Annotated in this window: 19 protein-coding genes and 1 CRISPR repeat array (1 of these 20 running past the window's edge); of the genes, 14 read left to right on the top strand and 5 right to left on the bottom strand. The window is 63.4% G+C overall.

The genetic code is table 11. The annotated features are described in order from the left end of the window. Window positions 1–267 precede the first annotated feature (267 nt). The 7 genes from GDH07_RS02755 to GDH07_RS02725 all read left to right on the top strand — a co-directional run bounded on the left by GDH07_RS02755 (window position 268) and on the right by GDH07_RS02725 (window position 9,042). The gene (locus tag GDH07_RS02755; RefSeq protein ID WP_022642295.1) at window positions 268–1,869 is read left to right on the top strand and encodes an ABC transporter substrate-binding protein; all 1,602 of its coding nucleotides are present in this window, start codon (window positions 268–270) and stop codon (window positions 1,867–1,869) included. A gap of 169 nt (window positions 1,870–2,038) precedes the next feature. Next, entirely contained in the window at window positions 2,039–3,415 is a 1,377-nt protein-coding gene (locus GDH07_RS02750) for an OprD family porin (protein ID WP_152896633.1), read from the top strand. A gap of 78 nt (window positions 3,416–3,493) precedes the next feature. Next, entirely contained in the window at window positions 3,494–5,089 is a 1,596-nt protein-coding gene (locus tag GDH07_RS02745) for an ABC transporter substrate-binding protein (RefSeq protein ID WP_152896632.1), read from the top strand. A gap of 72 nt (window positions 5,090–5,161) precedes the next feature. Next, window positions 5,162–6,172: an ABC transporter permease subunit gene (locus tag GDH07_RS02740; protein ID WP_053138564.1), complete on the top strand. Its 1,011-nt coding sequence runs from the start codon at window positions 5,162–5,164 to the stop codon at window positions 6,170–6,172. An 11-nt stretch (window positions 6,173–6,183) separates the two neighbouring features. Further along, entirely contained in the window at window positions 6,184–7,095 is a 912-nt protein-coding gene (locus GDH07_RS02735; protein WP_022642292.1) for an ABC transporter permease subunit, read from the top strand. A 10-nt stretch (window positions 7,096–7,105) separates the two neighbouring features. Next, on the top strand, window positions 7,106–8,074 hold the full coding sequence (locus tag GDH07_RS02730) for an ABC transporter ATP-binding protein (protein WP_085596336.1): 969 nt from the start codon (window positions 7,106–7,108) through the stop codon (window positions 8,072–8,074). Then, window positions 8,074–9,042 (top strand): peptide ABC transporter ATP-binding protein, encoded by a 969-nt coding sequence (locus GDH07_RS02725; RefSeq protein ID WP_022642290.1) that lies wholly within the window; start codon window positions 8,074–8,076, stop codon window positions 9,040–9,042. The genes GDH07_RS02730 and GDH07_RS02725 overlap by 1 nt, the downstream gene beginning before the upstream one ends. Window positions 9,043–9,146: 104 nt before the next feature. On the opposite strand, the gene GDH07_RS02720 is transcribed toward GDH07_RS02725, so the two are convergent. Both GDH07_RS02720 and GDH07_RS02715 read right to left on the bottom strand, forming a co-directional pair. Next, a complete protein-coding gene (locus GDH07_RS02720; protein ID WP_022642289.1) occupies window positions 9,147–9,389 on the bottom strand; it encodes a hypothetical protein in 243 nt (80 codons plus the stop codon). Window positions 9,390–9,624: 235 nt separating this feature from the next. Next, complete coding sequence (locus tag GDH07_RS02715; RefSeq protein WP_022642288.1) at window positions 9,625–11,208, bottom strand: peptide chain release factor 3; 1,584 nt, start codon at window positions 11,206–11,208, stop codon at window positions 9,625–9,627. A 463-nt stretch (window positions 11,209–11,671) separates the two neighbouring features. Between GDH07_RS02715 and GDH07_RS02710 the strand changes: the two genes are divergently transcribed. The 5 genes from GDH07_RS02710 (at window position 11,672) to GDH07_RS02690 (ending at window position 16,909) form a co-directional block, all read left to right on the top strand. Then, window positions 11,672–12,388: an ABC transporter permease gene (locus GDH07_RS02710; RefSeq protein WP_053138556.1), complete on the top strand. Its 717-nt coding sequence runs from the start codon at window positions 11,672–11,674 to the stop codon at window positions 12,386–12,388. Between the two features lie 24 nt (window positions 12,389–12,412). Continuing rightward, on the top strand, window positions 12,413–13,306 hold the full coding sequence (locus GDH07_RS02705) for a glycine betaine ABC transporter substrate-binding protein (RefSeq protein WP_022642286.1): 894 nt from the start codon (window positions 12,413–12,415) through the stop codon (window positions 13,304–13,306). A gap of 12 nt (window positions 13,307–13,318) precedes the next feature. After that, window positions 13,319–13,987, top strand: a complete 669-nt coding sequence (locus tag GDH07_RS02700; RefSeq protein ID WP_022642285.1) for an ABC transporter permease — start codon at window positions 13,319–13,321, stop codon at window positions 13,985–13,987. Further along, entirely contained in the window at window positions 13,984–15,141 is a 1,158-nt protein-coding gene (locus GDH07_RS02695; protein ID WP_053138550.1) for an osmoprotectant ABC transporter ATP-binding protein OsmV, read from the top strand. The genes GDH07_RS02700 and GDH07_RS02695 overlap by 4 nt, the downstream gene beginning before the upstream one ends. 604 nt (window positions 15,142–15,745) lie before the next feature. Next, window positions 15,746–16,909, top strand: coding sequence for a type III PLP-dependent enzyme (locus GDH07_RS02690; protein ID WP_053138548.1), 1,164 nt, complete (start codon window positions 15,746–15,748; stop codon window positions 16,907–16,909). Window positions 16,910–17,002: 93 nt separating this feature from the next. On the opposite strand, the gene GDH07_RS02685 is transcribed toward GDH07_RS02690, so the two are convergent. Continuing rightward, window positions 17,003–17,902: a tetratricopeptide repeat protein gene (locus GDH07_RS02685; RefSeq protein ID WP_152896631.1), complete on the bottom strand. Its 900-nt coding sequence runs from the start codon at window positions 17,900–17,902 to the stop codon at window positions 17,003–17,005. A 3-nt stretch (window positions 17,903–17,905) separates the two neighbouring features. Continuing rightward, window positions 17,906–18,586, bottom strand: coding sequence for a Fe2+-dependent dioxygenase (locus tag GDH07_RS02680; RefSeq protein WP_053138545.1), 681 nt, complete (start codon window positions 18,584–18,586; stop codon window positions 17,906–17,908). A gap of 208 nt (window positions 18,587–18,794) precedes the next feature. Between GDH07_RS02680 and GDH07_RS02675 the strand changes: the two genes are divergently transcribed. After that, window positions 18,795–21,098, top strand: coding sequence for a TonB-dependent receptor (locus GDH07_RS02675; RefSeq protein ID WP_152896630.1), 2,304 nt, complete (start codon window positions 18,795–18,797; stop codon window positions 21,096–21,098). 152 nt (window positions 21,099–21,250) lie between these two features. Next, on the top strand, window positions 21,251–23,782 hold the full coding sequence (locus GDH07_RS02670; RefSeq protein ID WP_343038106.1) for a PepSY domain-containing protein: 2,532 nt from the start codon (window positions 21,251–21,253) through the stop codon (window positions 23,780–23,782). 112 nt (window positions 23,783–23,894) lie between these two features. Here the strand turns inward: GDH07_RS02670 and GDH07_RS02665 are convergent, their stop codons facing one another. Continuing rightward, a complete protein-coding gene (locus GDH07_RS02665; protein ID WP_152896628.1) occupies window positions 23,895–25,436 on the bottom strand; it encodes an alkaline phosphatase D family protein in 1,542 nt (513 codons plus the stop codon). Window positions 25,437–25,666: 230 nt separating this feature from the next. After that, window positions 25,667–26,180: a CRISPR direct-repeat array (repeat unit 28 nt; unit sequence TTTCTTAGCTGCCTATACGGCAGTGAAC); it runs 114 nt beyond the window's last position.

Raw genomic sequence — 26,180 nt, 5'->3', positions numbered from 1 at the left:
GTGGCGTCCTGACGCCACCGTCGCCTTGCCCCCCCGAAAGAGTCCGCCCCGGCATCGACGCAACTGCGCTATCTCGCAGCCGCGCGATCCCGGAGCCGTACCCGAAAAGACTTGCAGAGCCCGCGCCGGATACGGCCCTGGCCTTCAACTTGCAAGGGCGACGGTGGGCATTTTTGCAACCATGGTTTGGCATCAATGGCCTGTACAGGCTCCAGGAAGGAGCCATGGTCCCTTGATCATCACAACAAAAAATGGAGATGGATCGTCATGCGTCACTCCTTGATCATCCCGGCATTGCTGGGCAGCAGCTTGTTGGTCGCCAGTTCGTTGGGCCAGGCTGCCGATCGCAGCCTGGTGTTCTGCTCCGAAGGCAGCCCGGCCGGCTTCGACACCGCGCAATACACCACCGCCACCGACAACGATGCCGCCGAGCCGTTGTACAACCGCCTGGTGGAGTTCGAGAGAGGCGCGACCAACGTCTTGCCCGCCCTGGCCACCCGCTGGGACATCTCCGAGGATGGCCTGAAGTACAGCTTCCACCTGCGCGAGGGCGTGAAGTTCCACAGCACCTCGTACTTCAAGCCGACCCGTGACTTCAATGCCGACGACGTGCTGTTCACCTTCAACCGCATGCTCGACGCCGACCATCCGTTCCGCCGTGCCTACCCGACGGAGTTCCCCTACTTCAACGGCATGAGCCTGAACAAGAACATCGCCAAGGTCGAGAAAACCGACCCGCTGACCGTGGTCATCACCCTGAATACCGTGGATGCGGCGTTCATCCAGAACCTGGCCATGAGCTTCGCCTCGATCCTTTCCGCCGAATACGCCGAGCACCTGCTCAAGGCCGGCACCCCGAGCCAGATCAACCAGAAACCCATCGGCACCGGTCCCTTCGTCTTCCAGCGCTACCAGAAGGATTCGCAGATCCGCTACACCGCCAACCCGCACTACTGGGACCCGAGCCGGGTCAAGCTCGACCGCCTGATCTTTGCCATCAACACCGATGCCTCGGTGCGGGTGCAGAAGCTGCGCGCCGGCGAATGCCAGGTCACCCTGCACCCGCGCCCGGCGGATGTCGACGCCCTGAAGAGCGATCCGAAACTGCAAGTGATCGAGAAGCCCGGATTCAACCTCGGCTACATCGCCTACAACGTGCAGCACAAGCCGTTCGACCGCCTGGAAGTGCGCCAGGCGCTGGACATGGCGGTGAACAAGCCGGCCATCCTCAATGCCGTGTACCAGGGTGCCGGCCAGCTGGCGGTCAACGCCATGCCGCCGACCCAGTGGTCCTACGACGACAGCATCAAGGATGCCGCCTACAACCCGGACAAGGCCCGCGAGCTGCTCAAGGCCGCCGGAGTCAAGGAAGGCACGGAGATCAACCTGTGGGCCATGCCCGTGCAGCGCCCTTACAACCCCAACGCCAAGCTGATGGCCGAGATGCTGCAAGCGGACTGGGCGAAGATCGGCCTCAAGGTGAAGATCGTCAGCTACGAATGGGGCGAGTACATCAAGCGCACCAAGAACGGCGAGCACGACGTCAGCCTGATCGGCTGGACCGGCGACAACGGTGACCCGGACAACTGGCTGGGCACCCTGTACAGCTGCGATGCCATTGGCGGCAACAACTATTCGATGTGGTGCGACCCGCAGTACGACAAGCTGATCAAGCAGGCCAAGATCGTCACCGACCGCGACCAGCGCACCTTGTTGTACAAGCAGGCCCAGCAACTGCTCAAGCAACAGGTGCCGATCACCCCTATCGCCCATTCGACGATCAACCAGCCGTTGAGCGCGAAAGTCGAGGGCTTCAAGGTCAGCCCCTTTGGCCGCAACTCCTTTTCCGGGGTCGGCCTGACCCCATAACCGATGAGCCTAGAACCCTGAGGGCGTTGCTCGCCCTCATGCAGGCGTATTGCCTGGATTCAGAGAATGAGCCCTCTGCAAACGTTTGCGATGCCTTGAATGAGTTCCAAAAAGCCAGCCGGCCGAAAAAAACCGGCAAGTAAAAAAACAAAACAAAGGAGCATCACCCATGAAACTGAGCAGCAGCGCATTGTTAGCCCTGGCCATCAGTAGCATCACTGCTACGGCCTATGCAGAGAGCGTCAGCCAGGACTTCGTCCCGACTGAACTGAACAGCAAGAATGCCCAGGCCGAGTCCAAGGGGTTCATCGAAGGCCAGAGCCTGTCCGGGAGCACCCGTAACTGGTACGCCAACGAGTTGAAGCGTCGTAACGACCGCTTCTCCTACAACCACAACGGCCAGCCTACCTCCACCCCGCGCCGTATCAACTGGGTGCAGGGCACCATCCTCAACTACACCTCCGGCTTCACCGAAGGCACCGTTGGGGTCAGCACCGAAGTCGCCGCCTACAACGCCATTGCCCTGGATCGTGACCGCAAGGACATCGCCGGCAAGAACAACCGTACCCTGACCCACTCCGACGGCGACGCCGTGGGCCAGTGGAGCAAGCTGGGCCTGGCCAACGTCAAGTTCCGCGTATCCAACACCACCCTGACCGTCGGCCGGCAGAACGTCAGCACGCCGATCGTCGATGTCATCGGCAACCGTCCGCTGCCTTCGAGCTTCGAAGGGGCCAGTATCCACAGCGAAGAATTCAACAACCTGTCGTTCGACGCCGGTAGCTATGACCGGGTATCGCCACGGACCGAACAGAGCCTGTCGAAATTCCGCTCCGAATACACCAACAACAGCGCCGAGACCGACCGCGTCAGCGTGATCGGCGCCAACTACCAGCCGCTCAAGAGCCTGAAGACCAGCCTCTACGCCTCCAAGGTGGAAGACTTCTGGAACCAGTACTACTTCGGCTTCACCCACGAACTGGGTGACAGCTCGGTGCTGGGCCTGACCACCGGCCTGAACTACTACAAGACCGTCGATGCCGGCAAGAAAGAGATGGGCGAGATCGACAACGATACCTACTCGCTGTCCCTGGGCCTGGCCCACCAGGCCCACAGCCTGACCTTCTCCTACCAGGCGGTGAACGGTAACGAGTACTTCGACTACCTGCACGAAACCAACGGCATCTACCTGGCCAACTCCCTGCTCTCGGACTTCAACGGCCCGAACGAGAAGTCGTTCCAGATCGCCTACGGCCTGAACATGGCCGAGTACGGCGTGCCCGGCCTCAAGTTCAACCTCTACCAGGCCCGCGGCTGGGGCATCGACGGTACCCACTACACCGGTACCGCCTACGATGTGAAGAAGATGGACGGCGAAACCCACTACGAATACGGCATCGGCGCCAGCTACGCGGTGCAGAGCGGCCCGCTCAAGGCCACCGCGATCCGCGCGACCTACACCACCCACCGCGCCAGCAAGTACCAGGCCGACGGCAACATCAACGAGTTCCGCCTGGTCACCACGGTTCCATTCAATATCCTATAACCCACCAGTTGAACGGCGGACTCATGACGAGTCCGCCCTTCAAGCTACGCTGGTTCCATCGTTCGAAAGGGGTTCTCGATGAAAATGCTACCCATGAAAGCGGCCTTGAGCGCCGCATTGCTGAGCGTCGCCCTGGGCGCCGCGGCCAAACCCTTGGTGGTCTGTACCGAAGCCAGCCCGGAAGGCTTCGATATGGTCCAGTACACGACCGCGGTGACTGCCGACGCAGTGGCGGAAACCATTTTCAACCGGCTGGTGGACTTCAAGCCGGGCACCACGGACATCGAGCCGGCCCTGGCCGAGTCCTGGGAGATCAGCCCTGACGGCCTGCAATACACCTTCCACCTGCGCAAGGGCGTCAAGTTCCACAGCACCGACTACTTCACCCCGACCCGCGACATGAACGCCGACGACGTGCTCTGGAGCTTCCAGCGCCAGTTGGACCCGAAACACCCCTGGCATGACAAGTCCAGCGTGGGTTTCCCCTATTTCGAAAGCATGGGCTTCAAGGAACTGCTCAAGAGCGTAGAGAAAGTCGACGACCACACCGTGGTCTTCACACTGACCCGCCGCGAAGCTCCGTTCCTGGCCGACGTGGCCATGGCCTTCTCCTCGATCTTCCCGGCCGAATACGCCGACAAGCTGCTCAAGGAAGGCAAGACCGCCGAGCTCAATAGCAAGCCGATCGGCACCGGACCGTTCATCTTCATCCGCTATGCCAAGGACGCCCAGGTGCGATTCAAGGCCAACCCGGACTATTTCCGTGGCAAGCCACCGGCCGAAGCACTGATCCTGGCGATCACCACCGACAACAACGTACGGCTACAGAAGCTCAAGGCCAACGAGTGCCAGGTCGCCCTGTATCCCAAGCCCGATGACATTCCCAGCATCAAGGCCGACCCGAACCTGCAGGTACATGAACTGGCGGCCATGACCACCGGCTATATCGCCATGAACACCACCCGCAAGTACATGAGCGACGTGCGGGTCCGCAAGGCGATCGACATCGCCTTCGACAAGGAAGCCTACGTCAACAGCCTGTATGGCCCGGGCAATGCCCTGGTCGGCACCGGCCCGTACCCACCGACCCTGCTGGGCTTCAACACCAGCCTGAAGAACCCGCCCCGGGACCTGGACAAGGCCCGCGCCCTGCTCAAGGAAGCCGGCGTGCCCGAAGGCACCTCGATCACCCTGTTCACCCGCAACGGCGGCGGCCCGACCAACCCCAACCCGCTGCTGGGCGCACAGATGATGCAGGCCGACCTGGCCAAGATCGGCCTCAAGCTGGATATCCGCGTGATGGAATGGGGCGAAATGCTCAAGCGCGCGAAGAACGGCGAGCACGACATGGTGTCCGCTGGCTGGGCCGGGGATAACGGTGACCCGGACAACTTCCTGACCCCGAACCTGAGTTGTGACGCAGCGAAAAACGGCGAAAACTACGCCCGCTGGTGCAACAAGACCTTCCAGGACCTGATCGACCAGGCCCGCGCCGAGGCTGAACCTGCCAAGCGTGCCGAACTCTATGAAAAGGCCCAGCTGATCTTTGAGCAGGATCAACCCTGGATTCCCATGGCCTATCCGAAAATGTTCACCGCCATGCGCAAGAACGTCGAGGGGTATCACCAGAGCCCCCTGACCACCAACAACTTCGCTACCACCCAGGTGAAGTAATAAGAAACGCCCGCTGCTCCCGACCCGGGAGCGGCGGACACGCCTAACCGGCTGATTGAGGTACTTCAGAAGATGTTTAGTTTTATTGCCCGCCGTGTGGGGTTGTTGATTCCCACATTCTTCGGCATCACCTTGTTGACCTTCGCCTTGATCCGCATGATTCCCGGCGATCCCGTGGAAGTCATGATGGGCGAGCGCCGGGTCGACCCCGAGATGCATGCCCAGGCAATGGAACGCCTTGGATTGAACAAACCGCTGTATGCCCAGTACCTGGACTACATCGGCAAGCTTGCCCATGGCGATCTGGGCGAGTCCCTGCGCACCCGCACCAGCGTTTGGAGCGAGTTTTCCTCGCTGTTCCCCGCGACCCTGGAACTGGCCATGGCCGCCCTGCTCTTCGCCGGCGTCATCGGCCTGCTGGCCGGGGTGATCGCCGCCCTCAGGCGCGGCTCGCTGTTCGACCACGGGGTGATGGGGATTTCCCTCGCCGGCTACTCGATGCCGATCTTCTGGTGGGGCCTGATCCTGATCATGTTCTTCTCGGTGAGCCTGGGCTGGACCCCGGTTTCCGGACGTATCGACCTGCTCTACGACATCGAGCCCAAGACCGGCTTCATGCTGATCGATACCTTGCTGGCCGGCGACACCGGCGCCTTCGTCGATGCCCTGGAACACCTGATCCTGCCCGCCATCGTGCTGGGCACCATTCCCTTGGCGGTGATCGCGCGGATGACCCGCTCCTCGATGCTCGAAGTGCTGCGTGAGGACTACATCCGTACCGCCAAGGCCAAGGGCCTGTCGCCCAACCGGGTGGTCTTCGTCCACGGCCTGCGCAACGCGCTGATCCCGGTACTGACCGTGGTCGGCCTGCAAGTCGGCACCCTGCTGGCCGGCGCGGTCCTGACCGAAACCATCTTTTCCTGGCCCGGCATCGGTAAATGGCTGATCGAAGCCATCGGCGCCCGGGACTATCCCGTGGTGCAGAACGGCATCCTGTTGATCGCCTGCCTGGTGATCATGGTCAACTTCGTGGTGGACATCCTCTACGGCTTTGCCAACCCACGCATCCGTCATCAGCGCTGAGGCCAAGACTCATGAGCACTCCAACTTCCTCGGTAGCAGTCGATCAAAGCCTGCTTTACCCGTCCGTCTACAAAGAATTCTGGCAGCACTTCTCCCGCAACAAGGGCGCCGTGGCCGGTTTGCTGTTCATGCTGCTGGTGGTGTTCTGCGCACTGTTCGCCCCCTGGGTAGCCCCGCATAACCCCAGCGAGCAGTACCGCGACTTCCTGCTGACCCCACCCGCCTGGCTCGAAGGCGGGCAGATGCAGTTCCTGCTGGGTACCGACGAACTGGGCCGCGACCTGCTCTCGCGGCTGATCCAGGGTTCGCGCCTGTCGCTGCTGATCGGCCTGTCGTCGGTGGTGATGTCGCTGATCCCGGGGATCCTGCTGGGCCTGTTCGCCGGCTTCTTCCCGCGCCTGCTGGGCCCGAGCATCATGCGCCTGATGGACATCATGCTGGCCCTGCCTTCGCTGCTGCTGGCCGTGGCCATCGTCGCCATCCTCGGCCCAGGCCTGATCAACACCGTGATCGCCATCGCCGTGGTCTCGCTGCCGTCCTACGTGCGCCTGACCCGAGCCGCCGTCATGGGCGAGCTCAACCGCGACTACGTGACCGCCGCACGCCTGGCCGGTGCCGGCCTGCCGCGCCTGATGTTCATCACCGTGCTGCCCAACTGCATGGCGCCGCTGATCGTCCAGGCCACCCTGAGCTTCTCCTCGGCGATCCTCGACGCCGCCGCCCTGGGCTTCCTCGGCCTCGGCGTCCAGCCGCCTACCCCCGAGTGGGGCACCATGCTGGCCTCGGCCCGCGACTACATCGAACGCGCCTGGTGGGTAGTGAGCCTGCCTGGCCTGACCATTTTGCTCAGCGTGCTGGCAATCAACCTGATGGGCGACGGCCTGCGCGATGCGCTGGATCCGAAGCTCAAGAATGCCGCCTGAGGAGATTCCCATGTCACTGTTAGAAATCAAGAATCTCAATGTCCGTTTCGGCGACGCCAAGGCAGTTCCCGTGGTGGACGGCCTGGACCTCAAGGTCGACAAGGGCGAAGTACTGGCCATCGTCGGCGAGTCCGGCTCCGGCAAATCGGTGACCATGATGGCCCTGATGGGCCTGATCGAGCATCCCGGCATCGTCACCGCCGACGCCCTGACCTTCGACGGCAAGGACATGCTCAAGCTCAGCGCCCGCCAGCGCCGGCAGATCGTCGGCAAGGACCTGGCCATGGTCTTCCAGGACCCGATGACCGCGCTGAACCCCAGCTACACCGTGGGCTTCCAGATCGAGGAAGTGCTGCGCCTGCACCTGAAGATGTCCGGCAAGGCCGCCCGCAAGCGCGCCATCGAACTGCTGGAGAAGGTCGAGATCCCGGGCGCCGCCAGCCGCATGGACGCCTACCCGCACCAGCTGTCCGGTGGCATGAGCCAGCGCGTGGCGATCGCCATGGCCATCGCCGGCGAACCCAAGCTGCTGATCGCCGACGAACCGACCACCGCCCTGGACGTGACCATCCAGGCACAGATCATGGACCTGCTGCTGAGCTTGCAGAAAGAGCAGAACATGGGCCTGGTGCTGATCACCCACGACCTGGCCGTGGTGGCCGAGACCGCCCAGCGCGTCTGCGTGATGTACGCCGGCCAGGCCGTGGAAGTAGGCAAGGTGCCGGAGCTGTTCGACATCCCCGCACACCCCTACAGCGAAGCCCTGCTGGCGGCGATTCCCGAGCACAGCCTCGGTGCCTCGCGGCTCTCCACCCTGCCGGGCATCGTTCCCGGTCGTTATGACCGGCCCCAGGGCTGCCTGCTATCGCCACGCTGCCCCTACGTCCAGGAAAACTGCCGCCAGCAACGCCCCGGCCTCGATCCGCAAGCCGCCAGCCTGGTGCGCTGCTTCTACCCGCTCAACCAGGAGGTGGCGTGATGGCCGTCGTTCTAACCGCCCGCGACCTGACCCGTCACTACGAAGTGTCCCGGGGCCTGTTCAAGGGCCACGCCACCGTCCGCGCGCTCAATGGCGTGTCCTTCGAACTGGAGGCCGGCAAGACCCTGGCCGTGGTGGGCGAATCCGGGTGTGGCAAGTCCACCCTGGCCCGGGCCCTGACCCTGATCGAAGAGCCATCCTCGGGCTCGCTGCAGATCGCCGGCCATGAGGTCAAGGGCGCCACCAAGGAGCAGCGCAAGCAACTGCGCCGCGACGTGCAGATGGTGTTCCAGAGCCCCTATGCCTCGCTCAACCCACGGCAGAAGATCGGTGACCAGCTGGCCGAGCCGCTGCTGATCAACACCAAGCTGTCGGCCACCGAGCGCCGCGAGAAAGTCCAGGCGATGATGAAGCAGGTGGGCCTGCGCCCCGAGCATTACCAGCGCTATCCACACATGTTCTCCGGCGGCCAGCGCCAGCGCATTGCCCTGGCTCGGGCGATGATGCTGCAACCCAAGGTACTGGTGGCGGACGAACCGACCTCGGCCCTGGACGTGTCGATCCAGGCCCAGGTGCTGAACCTGTTCATGGACCTGCAGCAGGAATTCAACACCGCCTACGTCTTCATCTCGCACAACCTGGCGGTGGTGCGCCACGTCGCCGACCAGGTACTGGTGATGTACCTGGGCCGGCCGGTGGAAATGGGCCCCAAGGAGGACATCTACAACCGTCCCCTGCACCCTTACACCCAGGCCCTGCTCTCGGCGACCCCGGCCATCCACCCGGACCCGGACAAACCGAAGATCAAGATCGCCGGCGAACTGCCCAACCCGCTGAACCCGCCGCCCGGCTGCGCCTTCCACAAGCGCTGCCCGTACGCCACCGAGCGTTGCAGCACTGAAGAGCCGGCCCTGCGCCAGCTCGACACACGCCAAGTGGCTTGCCACTACGCCGAGCAGTTCTTGTAGACGAGCATGAAAAAGGCGCCTGCGGGACCACCGCAGACGCCTTGACCTTGTTGCACCGGCCCCTTGCGACGGATTGCGCATCGATCCGCCGCGAGGGGTTTTTTTCACCCCTGATCGGGCTCCCCGCCATCGTCGGTGGTCTGGTCGTCATCCCCCGAACTGCCGCCCTGCCCCTCATCCCCCGGCTCCGACTCGGACTTGGCCAGCATCTGCACCGGCGTGCTCTGCTCCGACGAGTAACCCGGCTCCTTGACCTGCAACAGGTTGTGGGCCCAGGCCCCGGAGGTTCCCAGGCTCAGCAGCACCAGCACCTTGATCAGCAGCACCACGCGTTGAAAAATTCTCATAGCCGATTCCATCCCTTCATAGGTGAATCATCGATGGCTGCAAACCCTGACGTGCAGCGGCCACAGCACCACCTGAAACCTAGTCGCGATACCCGGGACTTTCCAGATAGCCAGCTATCGATCCCCATGCCAGGAGCCCCCGTCCGACTAACGGTGCGTGCCACCCTGGGCTTGCCAGCAGGCACAAAAAAGCCCCGCGGCCTGCACCGCGGGGCTTGGGATGTTGCCGGCGAACTTAGTGGTGTTCGCGGGTCGCGCGGAATTTCACGTCCGGCCAGCGCTCTTCCATCAACGCCAGGTTGACCCGGGTCGGCGCCAGGTAGGTCAGGTGACCGCCGCCGTCCAGTGCCAGGTTCTCCACCGCCTTGTTGGAAAACTCCTCCAGCTTCTTCTTGTCGTCGCAGCTGATCCAGCGCGCGGACCACACGGTGATCGGCTCGTAGGCGCATTCGACCTTGTATTCTTCCTTCAGGCGGCTGGCCACCACATCGAACTGCAGCACACCGACGGCGCCGAGGATGATGTCGTTGCTGCGCTCGGGGAAGAACACCTGGGTCGCGCCCTCTTCGGCCAGCTGTTGCAGGCCCTGGCGCAGTTGCTTGGACTTCAGCGGGTCCTTGAGGCGCACGCGACGGAACAGTTCCGGGGCGAAGTGCGGGATACCGGTGAAGCCCAGGGCCTCGCCTTCGGTGAAGGTGTCGCCGATCTGGATGGTGCCGTGGTTGTGCAGGCCGATGATGTCGCCGGCATAGGCTTCTTCCAGTTGCTCACGCTCAGAGGAGAAGAAGGTCAGGGCGTCGCCGATGCGCACGTCCTTGCCGGTGCGCACGTGGCGCATCTTCATGCCCTTCTCGTACTTGCCCGAGCAGATGCGCATGAAGGCGATGCGGTCGCGGTGCTTGGGGTCCATGTTCGCCTGGATCTTGAACACGAAGCCCGAGAACTTCTCTTCCTGGGGCGCCACGCTGCGCTCGTTGGCCGCCCGTGGCAGCGGCAGCGGCGCCCAGTCGACCACGGCGTCGAGCACGTGGTCGACACCGAAGTTGCCCAGGGCGGTGCCGAAGAACACCGGGGTCAGGTGGCCGTCGAGGAACTCCTGCTGGTCGAACTCATGGCAGGCGCCCTGCACCAGCTCCAGCTGCTCGAGGAAACGCTCGTACTCGTCGCCCAGGTGGGCACGGGCTTCGGCGGAGTCGAGCTTCTCGATGATCTTGGTCTCGGTACGCTCGTGGCCATGGCCCGGGGTGTAGACGATGATGTAGTCACCCGCCAGGTGGTACACGCCCTTGAAATCGCGGTAGCAACCGATCGGCCAGGTGATCGGCGCGGCCTTGATCTTCAGTACCGCCTCGATTTCGTCCAGCAGCTCGATCGGGTCGCGGATGTCGCGGTCCAGCTTGTTGATGAAGCTGACGATCGGCGTATCCCGCAGGCGGCAGACGTCCATCAGGGCGATGGTCCGCGGCTCTACGCCCTTACCGCCGTCGAGCACCATCAGCGCCGAGTCCACCGCGGTCAGGGTGCGGTAGGTATCTTCCGAGAAGTCTTCGTGGCCGGGGGTGTCGAGCAGGTTGATCATGTGCTCGCGATAGGGGAACTGCATCACCGAGGTGGTGATGGAGATACCGCGCTGCTTCTCCATCTCCATCCAGTCGGAGGTGGCATGGCGGTCGGACTTACGCGACTTGACGGTACCCGCCACCGCAATGGCCTTGCCCATCAGCAACAGCTTCTCGGTGATGGTGGTCTTACCGGCATCCGGGTGGGAAATGATGGCGAAGGTGCGGCGTTTCGCGACTTCGGCGGCCTGTTGGGTCATGGGAAATCGCCTGGCGGTGATCAAAAAAGGGCGGCGAGTATAGCGCAAAGCTGCCTTCCCGGACCACCGTCCGGCCCCGCCATCCCCCTGTAGCCGCTGTCGAGCGCCAGCGACGGCTGCGACCGGGCGCGCAGCATCCGCAACCCGGACATCGCCCTGGAACCCGTTGGATTCCCCGCCTCGATCACCGCCTCGCGCCACGAAGTCGCGGCCACAAGGGTGGCCAAACGCCGCCGACTATGGAACCTTTTAAAAGGTGGAGACGTCCACTTCCCTGCCAGGCGCTCATCAGATGCCTGGAATTTCAGCAAGTTAGCTTGACGAAGCTGCGCTCATGGTTCGTTCACCGCCGCCCTGCCGGCACTCGACGAACTGCTTTTCGCGGGGACTTTCCCGGCAGTCGGCCACGGCCCTGCCACAGGGGAAAGCGCCCGCCGACCGATAAGAAAAAAGGAGTCCGCCCGTGGCTATTCGCTATGGCAAAGGGCTGATAGGAGGGGCTGCGGTCATTGCCCTCCTGGCCCTGCTGGTCCACTGGATCGGCATCAAGACGATCGAACACTACCGCGACGATCTACTGTTCTACCTGCAAGCTCATCTGTTCCTGGTCCTGGCGTCCATGTGCGCCGCCCTGCTGGTCGGCATTCCCGCCGGCATCCTCCTCAGCCGCCCCGCCATGGCCAGGCGCGCCGAACGCTTCATGCAAGTGTTCAACATCGGTAACACCATTCCTCCCCTGGCCGTCCTGGCCATTGCCCTCGGGGTCCTCGGCATCGGCAGCGGGCCGGCGATCTTCGCCCTGTTCCTGGCCTCCCTGCTGCCCATCGTGCGCAATACCTATGAAGGCCTGAAGAACGTCCAGGGCTCGCTCAAGGAAGCCGCCACCGGCATCGGCATGACCCCGCGCCAGGTGTTGTGGAAAGTCGAATTACCCAATGCCGTGCCGATCATCGTCGGCGGCGTGCGGGTGGCCCTTGCGATCAACGTCGGCACCGCGCCCCTGGCCTTCCTGATCGGCGCCAACAGCCTGGGCAGCCTGATCTTCCCCGGCATCGCCCTGAACAATCAGCCGCAACTGCTGCTCGGCGCCGCCTGCACCGCCCTGCTGGCGCTGCTTCTGGACGGCCTGGTGACCCTGGCCAGCCGCCTCTGGCTGGAACGTGGCCTGCGCCCGTCCTAAGCCCGTCAGAGACAAGGAACCGACATGAAGAAATTGAGCCTGATACTCGGCTGCGTCCTGCTTTTCAGCGCACTGGCCCACGCCGCGGAAAAACCGCTGATCCGCATCGGCGCCCGGGTCTTCACCGAGCAGACCCTGCTGGCGGAAATCACCTCCCAGTACCTGCGCAGCAAGGGCTACGACACCCGGGTCACCGGCGGCCTGGGCAGCAACCTGGCGCGCAGCGCCCAGGAAAGCGGCCAACTGGACCTGATCTGGGAATACACCGGGGTGTCGCTGGTGGCCTACAACCACATCGACGAGAAGCTCGACAAGCAGCAGTCCTACGCCCGGGTGAAAGAACTCGACGCGAAAAAAGGCCTGGTCTGGTTGTCGCCGTCCAAGTTCAGCAACACCTATGCCCTGGCGCTGCCGGAAAACGTGGCCAAGGAACATCCACGGATCAACAGCATCAGCGACCTGACCCGGGCCCTGGACGAAAACACCCGAGAAAACCGCCTGGTGGCCCTGGACACCGAGTTCGCCAACCGTTCCGACGGCATGGCCGGGATGGTCAAGCTGTATGACATGGCCCTGACCCGCAAGAACACTCGGCAGATGGACGCCGGCCTGGTCTATACCGCCCTGCGCAATGGCCAGGTGTTTGCCGGCCTGGTCTACACCACCGACGGACGCCTCAGCGCCTTCAAGCTCAAATTGCTGGAAGACGACAAGCACTACTTCCCGGACTACACCGCCGCTCCCGTGGTGCGCCAGGCCTACCTCGACGCTCACCCGCAACTGGCCGCCGAACTCGAGCCGCTGGCGGCGCTGTTCGACGACGAAACCATGCGCCAGCTGAACGCGCGGGTCGACGTCGACCATGAAAGCCCCTCCGCCGTGGCCGCAGATTTCCTGCGCCAGCACCCGATCAACTAAAGAGGAGAAGACATGGAATTCTTGAACGCCTTTTCCCATCTCGATTGGGCCCAGGTCCTGCACCTGACCTGGCAACACATCACCCTGGTGGGCATCGCCGTCACCCTGGCCATCGTCTTTGGCGTACCCCTGGGCGTGCTGATGACCCGCTTCCCCAGCCTCGCCGGGCCATTGCAGGCCAGCGCCACGGTGCTGCTGACCATCCCCTCCATCGCCCTGTTCGGCCTGCTGCTGCCGTTCTACTCCAAGTTCGGCCAGGGCCTGGGGCCGCTGCCGGCGATCACCGCCGTGTTCCTTTATTCCCTGTTGCCGATCATGCGCAACACCTACCTGGCGCTGACCGGCGTCGAACCGGGCATCCGCGAGGCCGCCCGGGGCATCGGCATGACCTTCGGCCAGCGCCTGCGCATGGTCGAGCTGCCGATCGCGGTGCCGGTGATCCTCGCCGGAGTACGCACCGCGGTGGTGATGAACATCGGCGTCATGACCATCGCCGCCACCATCGGCGCCGGCGGCCTGGGGGTGCTGATCCTGGCCTCCATCAGCCGCAGCGACATGTCGATGTTGATCGTCGGCGCCGTGCTGGTCAGCCTGCTGGCCATCTTTGCCGACCTGCTTCTGCAATGGCTGCAACGTTCGCTGACGCCAAAAGGATTGAGCCCAATAGGAGCCCTGAAATGATCGAACTACAGAACCTGAGCAAGACCTTTCGCAGCAACGGCAAGGATGTCAAAGCCGTCGACTCGGTCAGCCTGACCGTCAACGAAGGCGAGATCTGCGTATTCCTCGGCCCCTCCGGCTGCGGCAAGAGCACCACGCTGAAGATGATCAACCGCCTGATCATGCCCACCTCGGGCAAGGTGCTGATCAACGGCGAGGACACCACCGGCCTGGACGAAGTGACCCTGCGTCGCAACATCGGCTACGTGATCCAGCAGATCGGCCTGTTTCCCAACATGACCATCGAGGAAAACATCACCGTGGTGCCGCGCCTGCTGGGCTGGGACAAGCAGAAGTGCCACGACCGCGCCCGCGAGCTGATGAGCATGATCAAGCTCGAACCCAAGCACTACCTGCATCGCTACCCGCGCGAGCTGTCCGGCGGCCAGCAACAGCGGATCGGAGTGATCCGCGCCCTGGCCGCCGAGGCCCCGCTGCTGCTGATGGACGAACCCTTCGGTGCGGTGGACCCGATCAACCGCGAGATGATCCAGAACGAGTTCTTCGAGATGCAGCGGGCGCTCAACAAGACCGTGATCATGGTCAGCCACGACATCGACGAGGCCATCAAGCTGGGAGACAAGATCGCCATCTTCCGCGCCGGCAAACTGCTGCAGATCGACCACCCGGACACCCTGCTGGCCCATCCGGCGGACGATTTCGTCAGCAACTTCGTCGGCCAGGACAGCACCCTCAAGCGCCTGCTGCTGGTCAAGGCCGAGGACGCGGCCGACAACGCGCCGTCGGTGAGCCCGGACACCCCGGTGGCCGAGGCCCTGGAACTGATGGACGAGCACGACCGGCGCTACGTGGTGGTGACCTGCGCCGAGAATAAAGCCTTGGGTTATGTACGGCGCCGCGACCTGCACCGCCAGGGCGGCACCTGCGGCCAGTTCCTGCGCCAGTTCAACGCCACCGCCGCCTACGACGAGCACCTGCGCATCCTGCTGTCGCGCATGTACGAGTTCAACCGCTCGTGGCTGCCGGTGCTGGACGCCGAAAGGGTGTTCCTCGGCGAAGTGACCCAGGAGTCCATCGCCGCCTATCTCAGCTCGGGACGCTCCCGTGGGATGAAGACCAACATCGTCTCCCCGGCCGAGGCCGTGAGTGCCTGATCAATAAATAATCAAAAGCCAACCCGTGGCGAGCAAGCACGCTTGCTCGCCAGCGTTTTTTTACCCACCCGGGCGGCGAAAAGAAATATCAACAGCCGCCCCGGCAAAAGCTCCCCGCCGGAACCTGACGCAACAGGCAAAATCCCCCTCTGGCCACCCTCTCGCCGCTAACGTCGCCGATGTTGGCGACTTCGGCAGTTCACCACCACTTGGCGCGCAAAAGCCGCGAACGTGCAGGTATTTTTAACACTCGGAAATTCTTCGGGAACATCTGCCGGTCATCTGTGTCGGCTACAAAAGGACATGCCGATAACGCACGTCAGACAAGTGCAAAAACGCGACATTTTTTGTTGATCTCAGCCCCCTCACCGCCTAAAGTTCGCGCCGAACGTCCATGCTGGAAACGATCCATCCGGCTCAAGTACTGACGACGAGACAGCAAGGCCAAGGGCAGATTTCCCATGGCCTTTTTGCTTTCGGCGACATGCCTTGGGAAGTAGGCGAACCAAAGTGGGGATACGGAGGACGTTCACAAGGCGGTGTCGACCCTGGCATTGCCTGCCACCCATTGATTACCAACGTTTGCCATCAGGAGCTTCCACGCATGTCGATTAACGTCGAAGACTATTTCGCGCGCGAAACCTTTCAGAAAATGAAGGCGTTCGCCGACCAGAAAGAAACCCCGTTCGTGATGATCGATACCCAGATGATCGCCCAGGCCTACGACGACCTGCGCGCCGGGTTCGAATTCGCCAAGGTCTACTACGCGGTCAAGGCCAACCCGGCCGTGGAAATCATCGACCTGCTGCACGAAAAAGGCTCGAGCTTCGACATCGCCTCGATCTACGAGCTGGACAAGGTGCTGGGTCGCGGCGTCAACCCGGCCAACATCAGCTACGGCAACACCATCAAGAAGTCCAAGGACATCCGCTACTTCTACGAGAAGGGCGTGCGCCTGTATGCCACCGACTCCGAAGCCGACCTGCGCAATATCGCCAAGGCCGCCCCGGGCTCCAAGGTCTACGTGCGCATCCTCACCGAAGGCTCCACCACCGCCGACTGGCCGCTGTCGCGCAAGTTCGGCTGCCAGACCGACATGGCCATGGACCTCTTGATCCTGGCCCGCGACCTGGGCCTGGTGCCTTACGGCGTGTCGTTCCATGTCGGCTCCCAGCAGCGCGACATCAGCGTCTGGGACGCCGCCATCGCCAAGGTCAAGGTGATCTTCGAGCGTCTCAAAGAAGAAGACGGCATCGAACTGAAGCTGATCAACATGGGCGGTGGCTTCCCGGCCAACTACATCACCCGCACCAACAGCCTGGAAACCTACGCCGAGGAAATCATCCGTTTCCTCAAGGAAGACTTCGGCGACGACCTGCCGGAAATCATCCTCGAGCCGGGCCGTTCGCTGATCGCCAACGCCGGCATCCTGGTCAGCGAGGTGGTCCTGGTGGCACGCAAGTCGCGCACCGCCGTGGAGCGCTGGGTATACACCGACGTGGGCAAGTTCTCCGGCCTGATCGAAACCATGGACGAGTCCATCAAGTTCCCGATCTGGACCGAGAAGAAAGGCGAAGTGGAAGAAGTGGTGATTGCCGGCCCGACCTGCGACAGCGCCGACATCATGTACGAGAACTACAAGTACGGCCTGCCGCTGAACCTGGCCATCGGCGACCGCCTGTACTGGCTGTCCACCGGCGCCTACACCACCAGCTACAGCGCCGTGGAGTTCAACGGCTTCCCACCGCTGAAGGCCTACTACGTCTGACGGCAGCGGCAAGCCTTGAGCTGCAAGCGGTAAGAAAAAGCCCATGACGTGTCATGGGCTTTTTTATGAGCGCTGTGCCGTCCTGAATAAGGTTTACACCTTTGCGTCCTTGGAGAGGTCCTCGGCCCAAGCCTGCACCACCTGATGCTCGACGACTCTGTCCGCGTCCACCTCGGCCAGGCCCTCAGAAGGCAACAGGTCGAGCGTGGCCGCCAACTCGGCAAGCCTTGCGGCATCCCGCTCATCCCCCAGTTGCGCCGCACGCTGGTGATAGGCCAGGGCCAACTGGCGGATCTCGGGATGGCGGGCCTCTAGCAGCACCCCACGGGCGACCCGGAGGAAATTCAGGTTGCCGCCGGCCAGGGCCCGCTGCAGCCAGTCCTGGGCTTCGTCGATGCGCCCGGCATCGGCGAGGATCGCCCCATGGCTGAACTGCCCGCGAAAGTCACCGCCCTCGGCCGAGCGACGATACCAATCCCGGGCCGCCTGGGGATCGGCCGGGCAAACCAGCCCCTCTTCCAGGTAACGCCCCAGCAGGTTCATCGACTTGGCATGGCCCAGCTGCGCGGCGCGCTGGTAGCAGGCCAGGGCCCGACCGTGGTCCTGGGGCACGCCACGGCCGGTGGCCAGCAGGTTGGCGTAGTTGTACAGGCCCCAGTCCAGGCCGGCAGCCGCGGCCTGGCGGTAATGCTCGGCAGCGACGCCGGCGTCCGCCGAGCAGCCCCAGCCGTGTTCATGACAACGGCCGAGCATGTTGCGCGCCATCAGGTGCCCGCGCTGGGCGGCGATGCCGAACCAGCGCAGGGCCAGGGCCTGGTCCCGCTCGATGCCGCGACCATCGAGCAGGATCTGCCCCAGCAGCGCCTGGGCGTCCACCAGGCCTTCGCCGGCGGCCAGCAGGATCGCCTGGGCGGCGCGGCCCGGGCTCTCTTCGAGCATGGCGCTCAGTTGCCCGCCATCGAGGCTTTCCTCGCGGCGCAGTCGAAAAGCCATGGCCTAGACCTCGACCCAGCGGCGCAGCAGGTTGTGGTAGGTGCCGGTCAGGCGGATCAGCGAGGGGTGTTCGGGCATGTCCCGGGTCAGCTCCTGGATCGCCCCGTCCATCTCGAACAACAGCGCCCGCTGGCTGTCTTCGCGCACCAGGCTCTGGGTCCAGAAGAACGAAGCGTAGCGGGCACCACGGGTCACCGGATTGACCTTGTGCAAGCTGGTGCCGGGATACAGCACCAGGTCGCCGGCCGGCAGCTTGACCCGCTGCACGCCGTAGGTGTCCTGGATCTCCAGCTCACCGCCGTCGTAGTCCTCAGGGTCGCTGAAGAACAGGGTCGAGGACAGGTCGGTACGCACCCGCTCGGCGCTGCCCTTGGGCTGGCGCACGGCATTGTCGATATGGAAGTCGAAACTGCCACCTGCGGTGTAGCAGTTGAACAGTGGCGGGAACACCTTGTGCGGCAAGGCGGCGGACATGAACAGCGGGTTCTGCCATAACCGCTCGAGCATCGCCTCGCCGATCTCCCGGGCCAGCGGATGGCCCTCGGGCAGTTGCAGGTTGTGCTTGGCCTTGGCCGACTGGTAGCCGGCGGTGATCTTGCCGTCCGCCCAGTCCGCCTGCTCCAGGGCTTGGCGGATGCGCCCTACTTCATCACGGGTGAACACGCCGGGGATGTGCAGCAACATGGCCAGGTACCTGGAAGCCGAAAGTGCGGCAATGGTATTGATTCTTATTGACTGTGTAAAACGCCCGGGACGGATGGGAATGCAAAAACCGTAAAGATAAATTGTAAAGAATGTAAATTCAGTGCGAATAGCAATATTTCGCAATTGATAACGAATGCTCGCATCCCCTATATTCCGCGGCCTCAAAACCTCGGGGAGGGGACAAGACATGACACGCCAACAACCATTATCCGCTGTCAGTTCGCCACGTTTGCTGGCATCGGCCATCGGCGTCGCCATCACCGCCGGCTCTGCCGCGCACATGGTCCAGGCCGCCGAGGACACCGGCAAGAAAGCCTCGGGAGCGATTGCCCTGGAAGCCACCAGCATCACTGGCGAGGCCCAGGACGCGACGTCCTACAAGGTCGACAGCTCCTCCTCGAAGAAGTACACGGCACCGCTGGTCAACACCCCGCGCTCGGTAACTGTAGTACCGCAGCAAGTCCTCAAGGACACGGCGGCGACCTCGCTGCAAGACGCACTGCGCACCGTTCCAGGTATCACCTTCGGCGCTGGTGAAGGTGGCAACCCACAAGGTGACCGCCCCTTCATTCGTGGTTTCGATGCACAAAGCGACACCTACCTGGATGGCGTACGCGATACCGGCGCTCAAAGCCGGGAAGTCTTCGCCGTGGAAAATATCGAGGTCAGCAAAGGCCCGAACTCGGCCATGGGTGGCCGTGGCGCAGCAGGGGGCAGCATCAACCTGGTCAGCAAGAAAGCTCACCTGGGCAACTCCCTCGACGGTGGTTTCACCTGGGGCTCCGACCAGACTCAACGCTACACCCTGGACGGCAACTATCAGTTCAGTGACACCGTTGCGGGCCGCCTGAACCTGATGAGCCATGAAAGCAATGTCGCTGGACGGGACAAGGTCAACTACGACCGTTGGGGCGTCGCGCCGTCCCTGGCCTTCGGCCTGGGTACCGACACCCGGGTATTCCTCGACTACTACCATCTGGAAAGCGACGACCTGCCGGATTCGGGCATTCCCTACGGCTACTCCATGGGCACGGCCCACACCGCCGCGCATCCGGACAAACCAGTCAACGGTGGCGATAGCAGCAACTTCTACGGCCTGACCGATCGCGACTTCCGCAAGTCCCGGGTGGACACGGCGACCTTCGCCTTCGAGCACGACCTGAACGACTCGTTGACCCTCAAGAACACCTTCCGCCACGGCACCAGCATGCAGGACTACATCCTGACCCAGCCGGACGATAGCCAGGGCAACGTACGCAGCGGCACGGTATGGCGCCGGGCCAACACCCGGGTCTCGAATACCGAGACCACCACCAACCAGACCGATCTCTATGGTGAGTTCGTCCTGGGTGGCTTCAAGAACAACTTCTCCACCGGTATCGAACTGTCCGACGAGTCCTCGAAGAAGAGCGGCTACAACGTTTCCAATAACTCGAGTATCAAGTGCAACGTGCCGCAGCCATCGGGCGTCTGTACCTCGCTGTCGAATCCGACGCCGGACGACATCTACGCCGGCACTATCAGTCGTAACTACGCGGGTACCGATACCGAGGGCACCACTCGTGCCATCTACTTCGCAGATACCCTGGAGCTGACCCCGCAGTGGCTGGTCAACATGGGCCTGCGCTACGACCATTTCGAAACCCAAGCCAAGACCAAGAACGGCGCTCGTACCACCACCTTCAAGGCTGAGGACACCAGTGAATTCGTGACCGGCCAGCTGGGGTTGATCTGGAAGCCCCAGGACAACGGTAGCGTCTACATTTCCTATGCCACGTCTGCAACACCGGTGGGCAGCACCTTGGATAACGGGGCTGAACCCAACCCCTTCGCGACCACCTCCGGGACGCCGACCAGCATCGTCAGCGACATGAAGCCCGAGGAAACCACCAACTACGAAATCGGTACCAAATGGGATCTGTTCAGCGAGCGGCTGTCGCTGACCGGAGCGATCTTCCGCACCGAGAAAGAAAACACCCGAGTCTTGAGTAGCAACTACACCTACGAAAACGCCGGCAAGACCCGCGTCGACGGCCTCGAGCTGACAGCCAGCGGAAAGTTGACCGACAAATGGCAAGTGTTCGCCGGCTACAGCTATCTGGACAGCACCATCGTCGATCCAGGTGCCGCTGGTGATCGCAGCGGCAAGATCACTAACCTGAACAACCCGGCCAAAGGCAACGAGCTGCCCAACACGCCGAAGAACAGCTTCAGCCTCTGGACCACCTACAACCTGACCCAGAAGCTGACCATCGGTGGTGGTGCCTTCTACGTCGACAAGGTCTGGGGTGATAACAACAACACTCTGTATGTACCGTCCTACACCCGCTACGACGCCATGGCCAGCTACAAGCTGACCAAGAACGTCGACCTGCAACTGAACGTGCAGAACCTGACGGACAAGACCTACTACGACAAGGCCTACGCGGCGCACTTCGCCAACCAGGCCCCAGGCCGTACCGCCCTGATGAGTGCCAACTTCCACTTCTGATCCACCGCGACACCCTGTGGCCCCGGCCACAGGTGCCCAAGCCCCATGCACCCGCTGCCTGGGGCTTTTGCATGTAAAGAAGAATGCTTCTCGCTCACACACGGCATAATGCGCGCCGTGTTTCACCTCTTCGGACGAACAAGGCGGTCGATGTGTTGAAGAAAACCCTGTTCCAGCTGCACTGGTTCTTCGGCATCAGCGCCGGGCTGGTCCTGGCCTTGATGGGCATCACCGGGGCCACGGTGTCGTTCGAGGACGAGATCCTGCGGGCGCTCAACCCCTCGGTGCTGCAGGTCGACAAGCTGCCCGCCGGCACCCTGCCGCCGGCCGAGCTGGTGGCCAAACTCCAGGCGGCCGAGGGCAAGGACGTGTCCATGCTCTGGGTCGAGACCGACAGCGGCAATGCCGCGCGGGTGTTCTACACCCCGCCGCCCGGGGAACGCCGTGGGCAGATGCGCTACTTCGACCCCTACACCGGCCAGTTCACCGGCGAGGCCGTGGGCCAGGGCTTCTTCGGCTTCATGCTGCAACTGCACCGGTTCCTGGCCATGGGCGACAGCGGCCGGCAGATCACCGGCGCCTGCACCCTGATCCTGATCTTCTTCTGCCTGTCCGGGTTGTACCTGCGCTGGCCGCGCCAGGTCGCCAGCTGGCGCGCCTGGCTGACCCTGGACTGGGCCAAGAAAGGCCGGGCCTTCAACTGGGACCTGCACGCGGTGTTCGGCACCTGGTGCTTGTTGTTCTACCTCTTGTTCGCCCTCACCGGCCTGTACTGGTCGTACGAGTGGTACAGCAAGGGCCTGACCCGCCTGCTGTCCGACTCGCCACACAGCGAGCGCGCCCGGGGCGGGCGTGGCGGCCCGCCGGCCAAGGGCCCGGCCCCGGTGGCCGACTACAACGCCATGTGGAGCAGCATCTACAGCGCCGCCGGCAAGGACCTTAGCGCCTACAACGTGCGCATGCCGCCCGTGGCCGGGCAGCCGGCGACGGTGTTCTACCTGCTCAAGGACTCGCCCCACGAGCGCGCCCTGAACCAGATCACCCTGGACCCGGCCACCGGCGTCATCAGCCGGCATGAGCGCTACGCCGACAAGAGCTTCAAGGCGCAATTGCTGACCAGCGTCTACGCCCTGCACGTGGGCAGCTACTTCGGCCTGGTGGGGCGCATCGTGCTGACCCTGGCCTCGCTGTGCATGCCGCTGTTCTTCATCACCGGCTGGTTGCTGTACCTGGATCGGCGGCGCAAGAAGCGCCAGATCAAGGACGCCCGTCAGGGCCTGGAACAGGCCACCGACGATACCAACGGCTGGCTGATCGGCTTTGCCAGCCAGAGCGGTTTCGCCGAACAACTGGCCTGGCAGACCGCCGGGCAATTGCAGGCCGCCGGCATCGGCGCCCGGGTCCGCCCGCTGGCCAGCCTGGACGAGCAGGACCTGCGCAGTGCCCAGCGGGCGTTGTTCGTGGTCAGCACCTTTGGCGATGGCGAGGCCCCGGACAGCGCCCGGGGCTTCGAGCGCAAGCTGCTGGGCCGCGAGCTGGCCCTCGACGGCCTGGAATACGCAGTGCTGGGCCTGGGCGACCGCCAATACCCGCAGTTCTGCGGTTTCGCCCGGCGCCTGCACACCTGGCTGTCGAGCCAGGGCGCCAGCAGCCTGTTCACCCCGGTGGAAGTCGACAATGGCGACAGCTACGCCCTGCGCCACTGGCAACAACAACTGGGCCAGCTCACCGGGCATGCCCCGGTGGACCTGTGGCAGGCCCCGGCTTTCGCCAACTGGACCCTGAGCCAGCGCCACCTGCTGAACCCCGAGAGCAGCGGCTCCGGGGTCTATTTGCTGCAATTGCAACCGCCCGGCACCAGCAGCTGGCTGGCCGGCGACCTGGTGGAAGTCATGCCGCGCAACTGCCCGTGGCTGGTGGACCACTTCCTCGAGGGTCTGGGGCTTTCCGGCGAGAGCCCGGTGCAGCTCGACGGCCTGGAAGAGAGCCTGGAGCAGGCCCTGGGCAGCCGCCAGCTACCGGAGAACCGCGCCCACCTGGTGGGCCTGCATGCCCAGGCCCTGGTGGATGCGCTGGTGCCGCTGACCCAGCGCGAATATTCCATCGCCTCGATCGCCGCCGACGGCTGCCTGGAACTGCTGGTGCGCCAGGAACGCCACGCCGACGGCAGCCTGGGCATCGGCTCCGGCTGGCTTACCGAGCACGTCCAAGTAGGCGCGAGCATCAGCCTGCGGGTGCGCCGCAACAGCGGTTTCCACCTGCCGACCGAGCCCTGCCCACTGATCTTGCTGGGTAACGGCACCGGCCTGGCTGGGCTGCGCAGCCTGCTCAAGGCGCGGATCGCCGAGGGTCAGCAACGCAACTGGCTGCTCTTTGGCGAGCGCAATGCCGAGCATGATTTCTACTGCAAGGACGAGCTGCAGGAATGGCTGGCCCGGGGCGACCTGAGTCGCCTGGACCTGGCCTTCTCCCGCGACCAGGAACAGAAGATCTACGTCCAGGATCGCCTGCGCGAAGCCGCCGGGACCTTGCAACAGTGGCTCGACGACGGCGCCGCGCTCTACATCTGCGGCAGCCTGCAAGGCATGGCCTCGGGGGTGGACCAGGTGCTCAACGAGCTGCTGGGCGCCGAACAGGTCGAGCGCCTGATCGAACAAGGCCGCTGCCGCCGCGACGTCTACTGACCCGCAGGAGCGAGGCTCGCCCACGATAAGCGCGATGCGGTGTGTCTAGGACACTGCGTTAGCATTCATCGCGGGCGAGCCGCGCTCCTACCCCATGGGCCATAGGCGCGCATCAGGCCGGTTGCAGCTTGCGCTCGAACACCGCCACGCCATCGAGATCACGCAGGATCACGCTCATCTCCGCCGTCTGGCCATCGATCTGCACCTCGCCAAAGAACTGGAACCCAGCGAACGGCGAGGCGTTCTGGGTCGGCGGCGCCTTCTGGAACACCACCTCGGGGCCGAAGGTCTTGTCCAGCACGTTGGGCCCGAAGCTGCCGGCATTCAACGGGCCGGCGACGAACTCCCAGAACGGCTCGAAATCCTGGAACGCCGCCCGGTCCGGGTGGTAGTGGTGGGCCGCGCAGTAATGCACGTCGGCGGTCAGCCACACATGGTTGCGCACCCGGTGCTTGCGCAGGTAGGCCAGCAACTCGGCGATCTCCAGCTCGCGGCCCTGAGCCTGGCCCGGGTCGCCGTTGGCGATGGCCTCCCAGCGCGCCACGCCGGGGCTGACCTCGCCGTCGGGCACGCCCAGGCCGATGGGCATGTCCGCCGCCACCACCTTCCACTGCGCCTGGGAATCCTTGAGCTCGCGCTTGAGCCAGTCCAGTTGCTCACGGCCGAGGAACGGCTTCTCGCCGCCGAGGTTGTCATCGTTGGGCCCGCGATAGCTGCGCATGTCCAGCACGAACACATCCAGCAACGGCCCGTAGCTGAGCTTGCGATAGATGCGCCCGCCACCGTCTGCACTCTGCCGGCGCATCGGCGCGTACTCCAGCCAGGCCTGGCGCGCACGGCCCACCAGGGTCTGGATGTCCTTGACCATGTAGCGCTCGTCCAGCTGCTTGCTCGGCGACCAGTTGTTGACCACCTCGTGGTCGTCCCACTGCCAGATCTGCGGCACCTCGGCGTTGAACCGGCGCAGGTTCTCGTCCATCAAGTTGTAGCGGTAGTTGCCGCGATACTCGTTCAGGGTCTCGGCCACCTTGCTCTTGGCCTCGGTGGTGATATTGCGCCAGATGCGCCCACCCTCGGTGGTCAATTGAGCCGGCACCGGGCCATCGGCGTAGATGGTGTCGCCGCTGTGGATAAAAAAGTCCGGCAGGCGCAGGCGCATCGCCTCGTAGATGCGCATGCCGCCGATGTCCGGGTTGATGCCGAAACCCTGGCCGACGGTGTCGCCGCTCCAGACGAAACGGATATCCCGGCGCTGGCTCGGGGCACTGCGCAAATGGCCGAACCAGGGTTCGCTGGCCACCCCGGTGCGGGCATCCTCGAAGGTCACCCGATAAAAAATCGCCTGGTTGACCGGCAGCCCGCTCAGGTCCACCCGGGCGGTGAAGTCGGTGCGGGCATCGGCCAGCGGCGAGACCAGGCGTCGCGGGTTGGTGAACATGCTGCGGGTGTCCCACTCCACCACCATCCGCGCCGGGCGGTCGCTGCGGCTCCAGATGACCGCCCGATCGCCCTGCAAGTCCCCGGACTGCACGCCATCGGTGAGCTTGGGTCGATCCTTGACCGAGGCGATCACCGCCGGCGCCAGGCTGGGCAGCAACATCCCCGCCCCGGCGATTTGCATGATCCGTCGACGACCGAGGTTGAACTCGCTCATGGTGACTCCCTGACATGGTCAAAAGAGGCCACCTTAGCCAGCGCCGATGAAGGGGATGTGACAAAGACGCGCCCGGCCCGGGAGCCCCAGGCCAGCCAGCGATTAGTGCATCAAGTCTCTCAAGCTGCCTCTACGGCAGTAACGGGTGCCGATGGATTGATGATGGATTGTGTGTTGCCTGCCTGTTCGGCAATCGAGATGAACAGCACCGATGGACGCTGAAGGACTGGTTTCTTAGCTGCCTGTGCGGCAGTGAACATGGCCAAACCTCCAAAGCAGCAAGTACTCCTTTTCTTAGCTGCTTATACGGCAGTGAGCTCAGCTCGTAATCGATCTGCTCGACGATCTGCTTTCTTAGCTGCCTATACGGCAGTGAACTTTATGAGCCCGGCGCGCTGCCTGGGGCAGACTTTCTTAGCTGCCTATACGGCAGTGAACCCGGATATCGTTCACGCTCAGCCATCCCCATTTTTCTTAGCTGCCTATACGGCAGTGAACCGAGTTCTGCGCCAGATAACGCATATCACCTTTTTCTTAGCTGCCTATACGGCAGTGAACACGGTGCTGCTGGACATCTACAAGACTTTTGGTTTCTTAGCTGCCTATACGGCAGTGAACGCAAGCGATCGCTCTGGAGCCGGCGCCGGCTTTTTCTTAGCTGCCTATACGGCAGTGAACATCTTCACCCGAGCGCTTGATCCCATTGTCCTTTTCTTAGCTGCCTATACGGCAGTGAACAGCATT

Source organism: Pseudomonas piscis, from assembly GCF_009380155.1.
Taxonomy (GTDB): domain Bacteria; phylum Pseudomonadota; class Gammaproteobacteria; order Pseudomonadales; family Pseudomonadaceae; genus Aquipseudomonas; species Aquipseudomonas piscis.
This window is presented reverse-complemented; position numbering and strand designations above follow the sequence as displayed.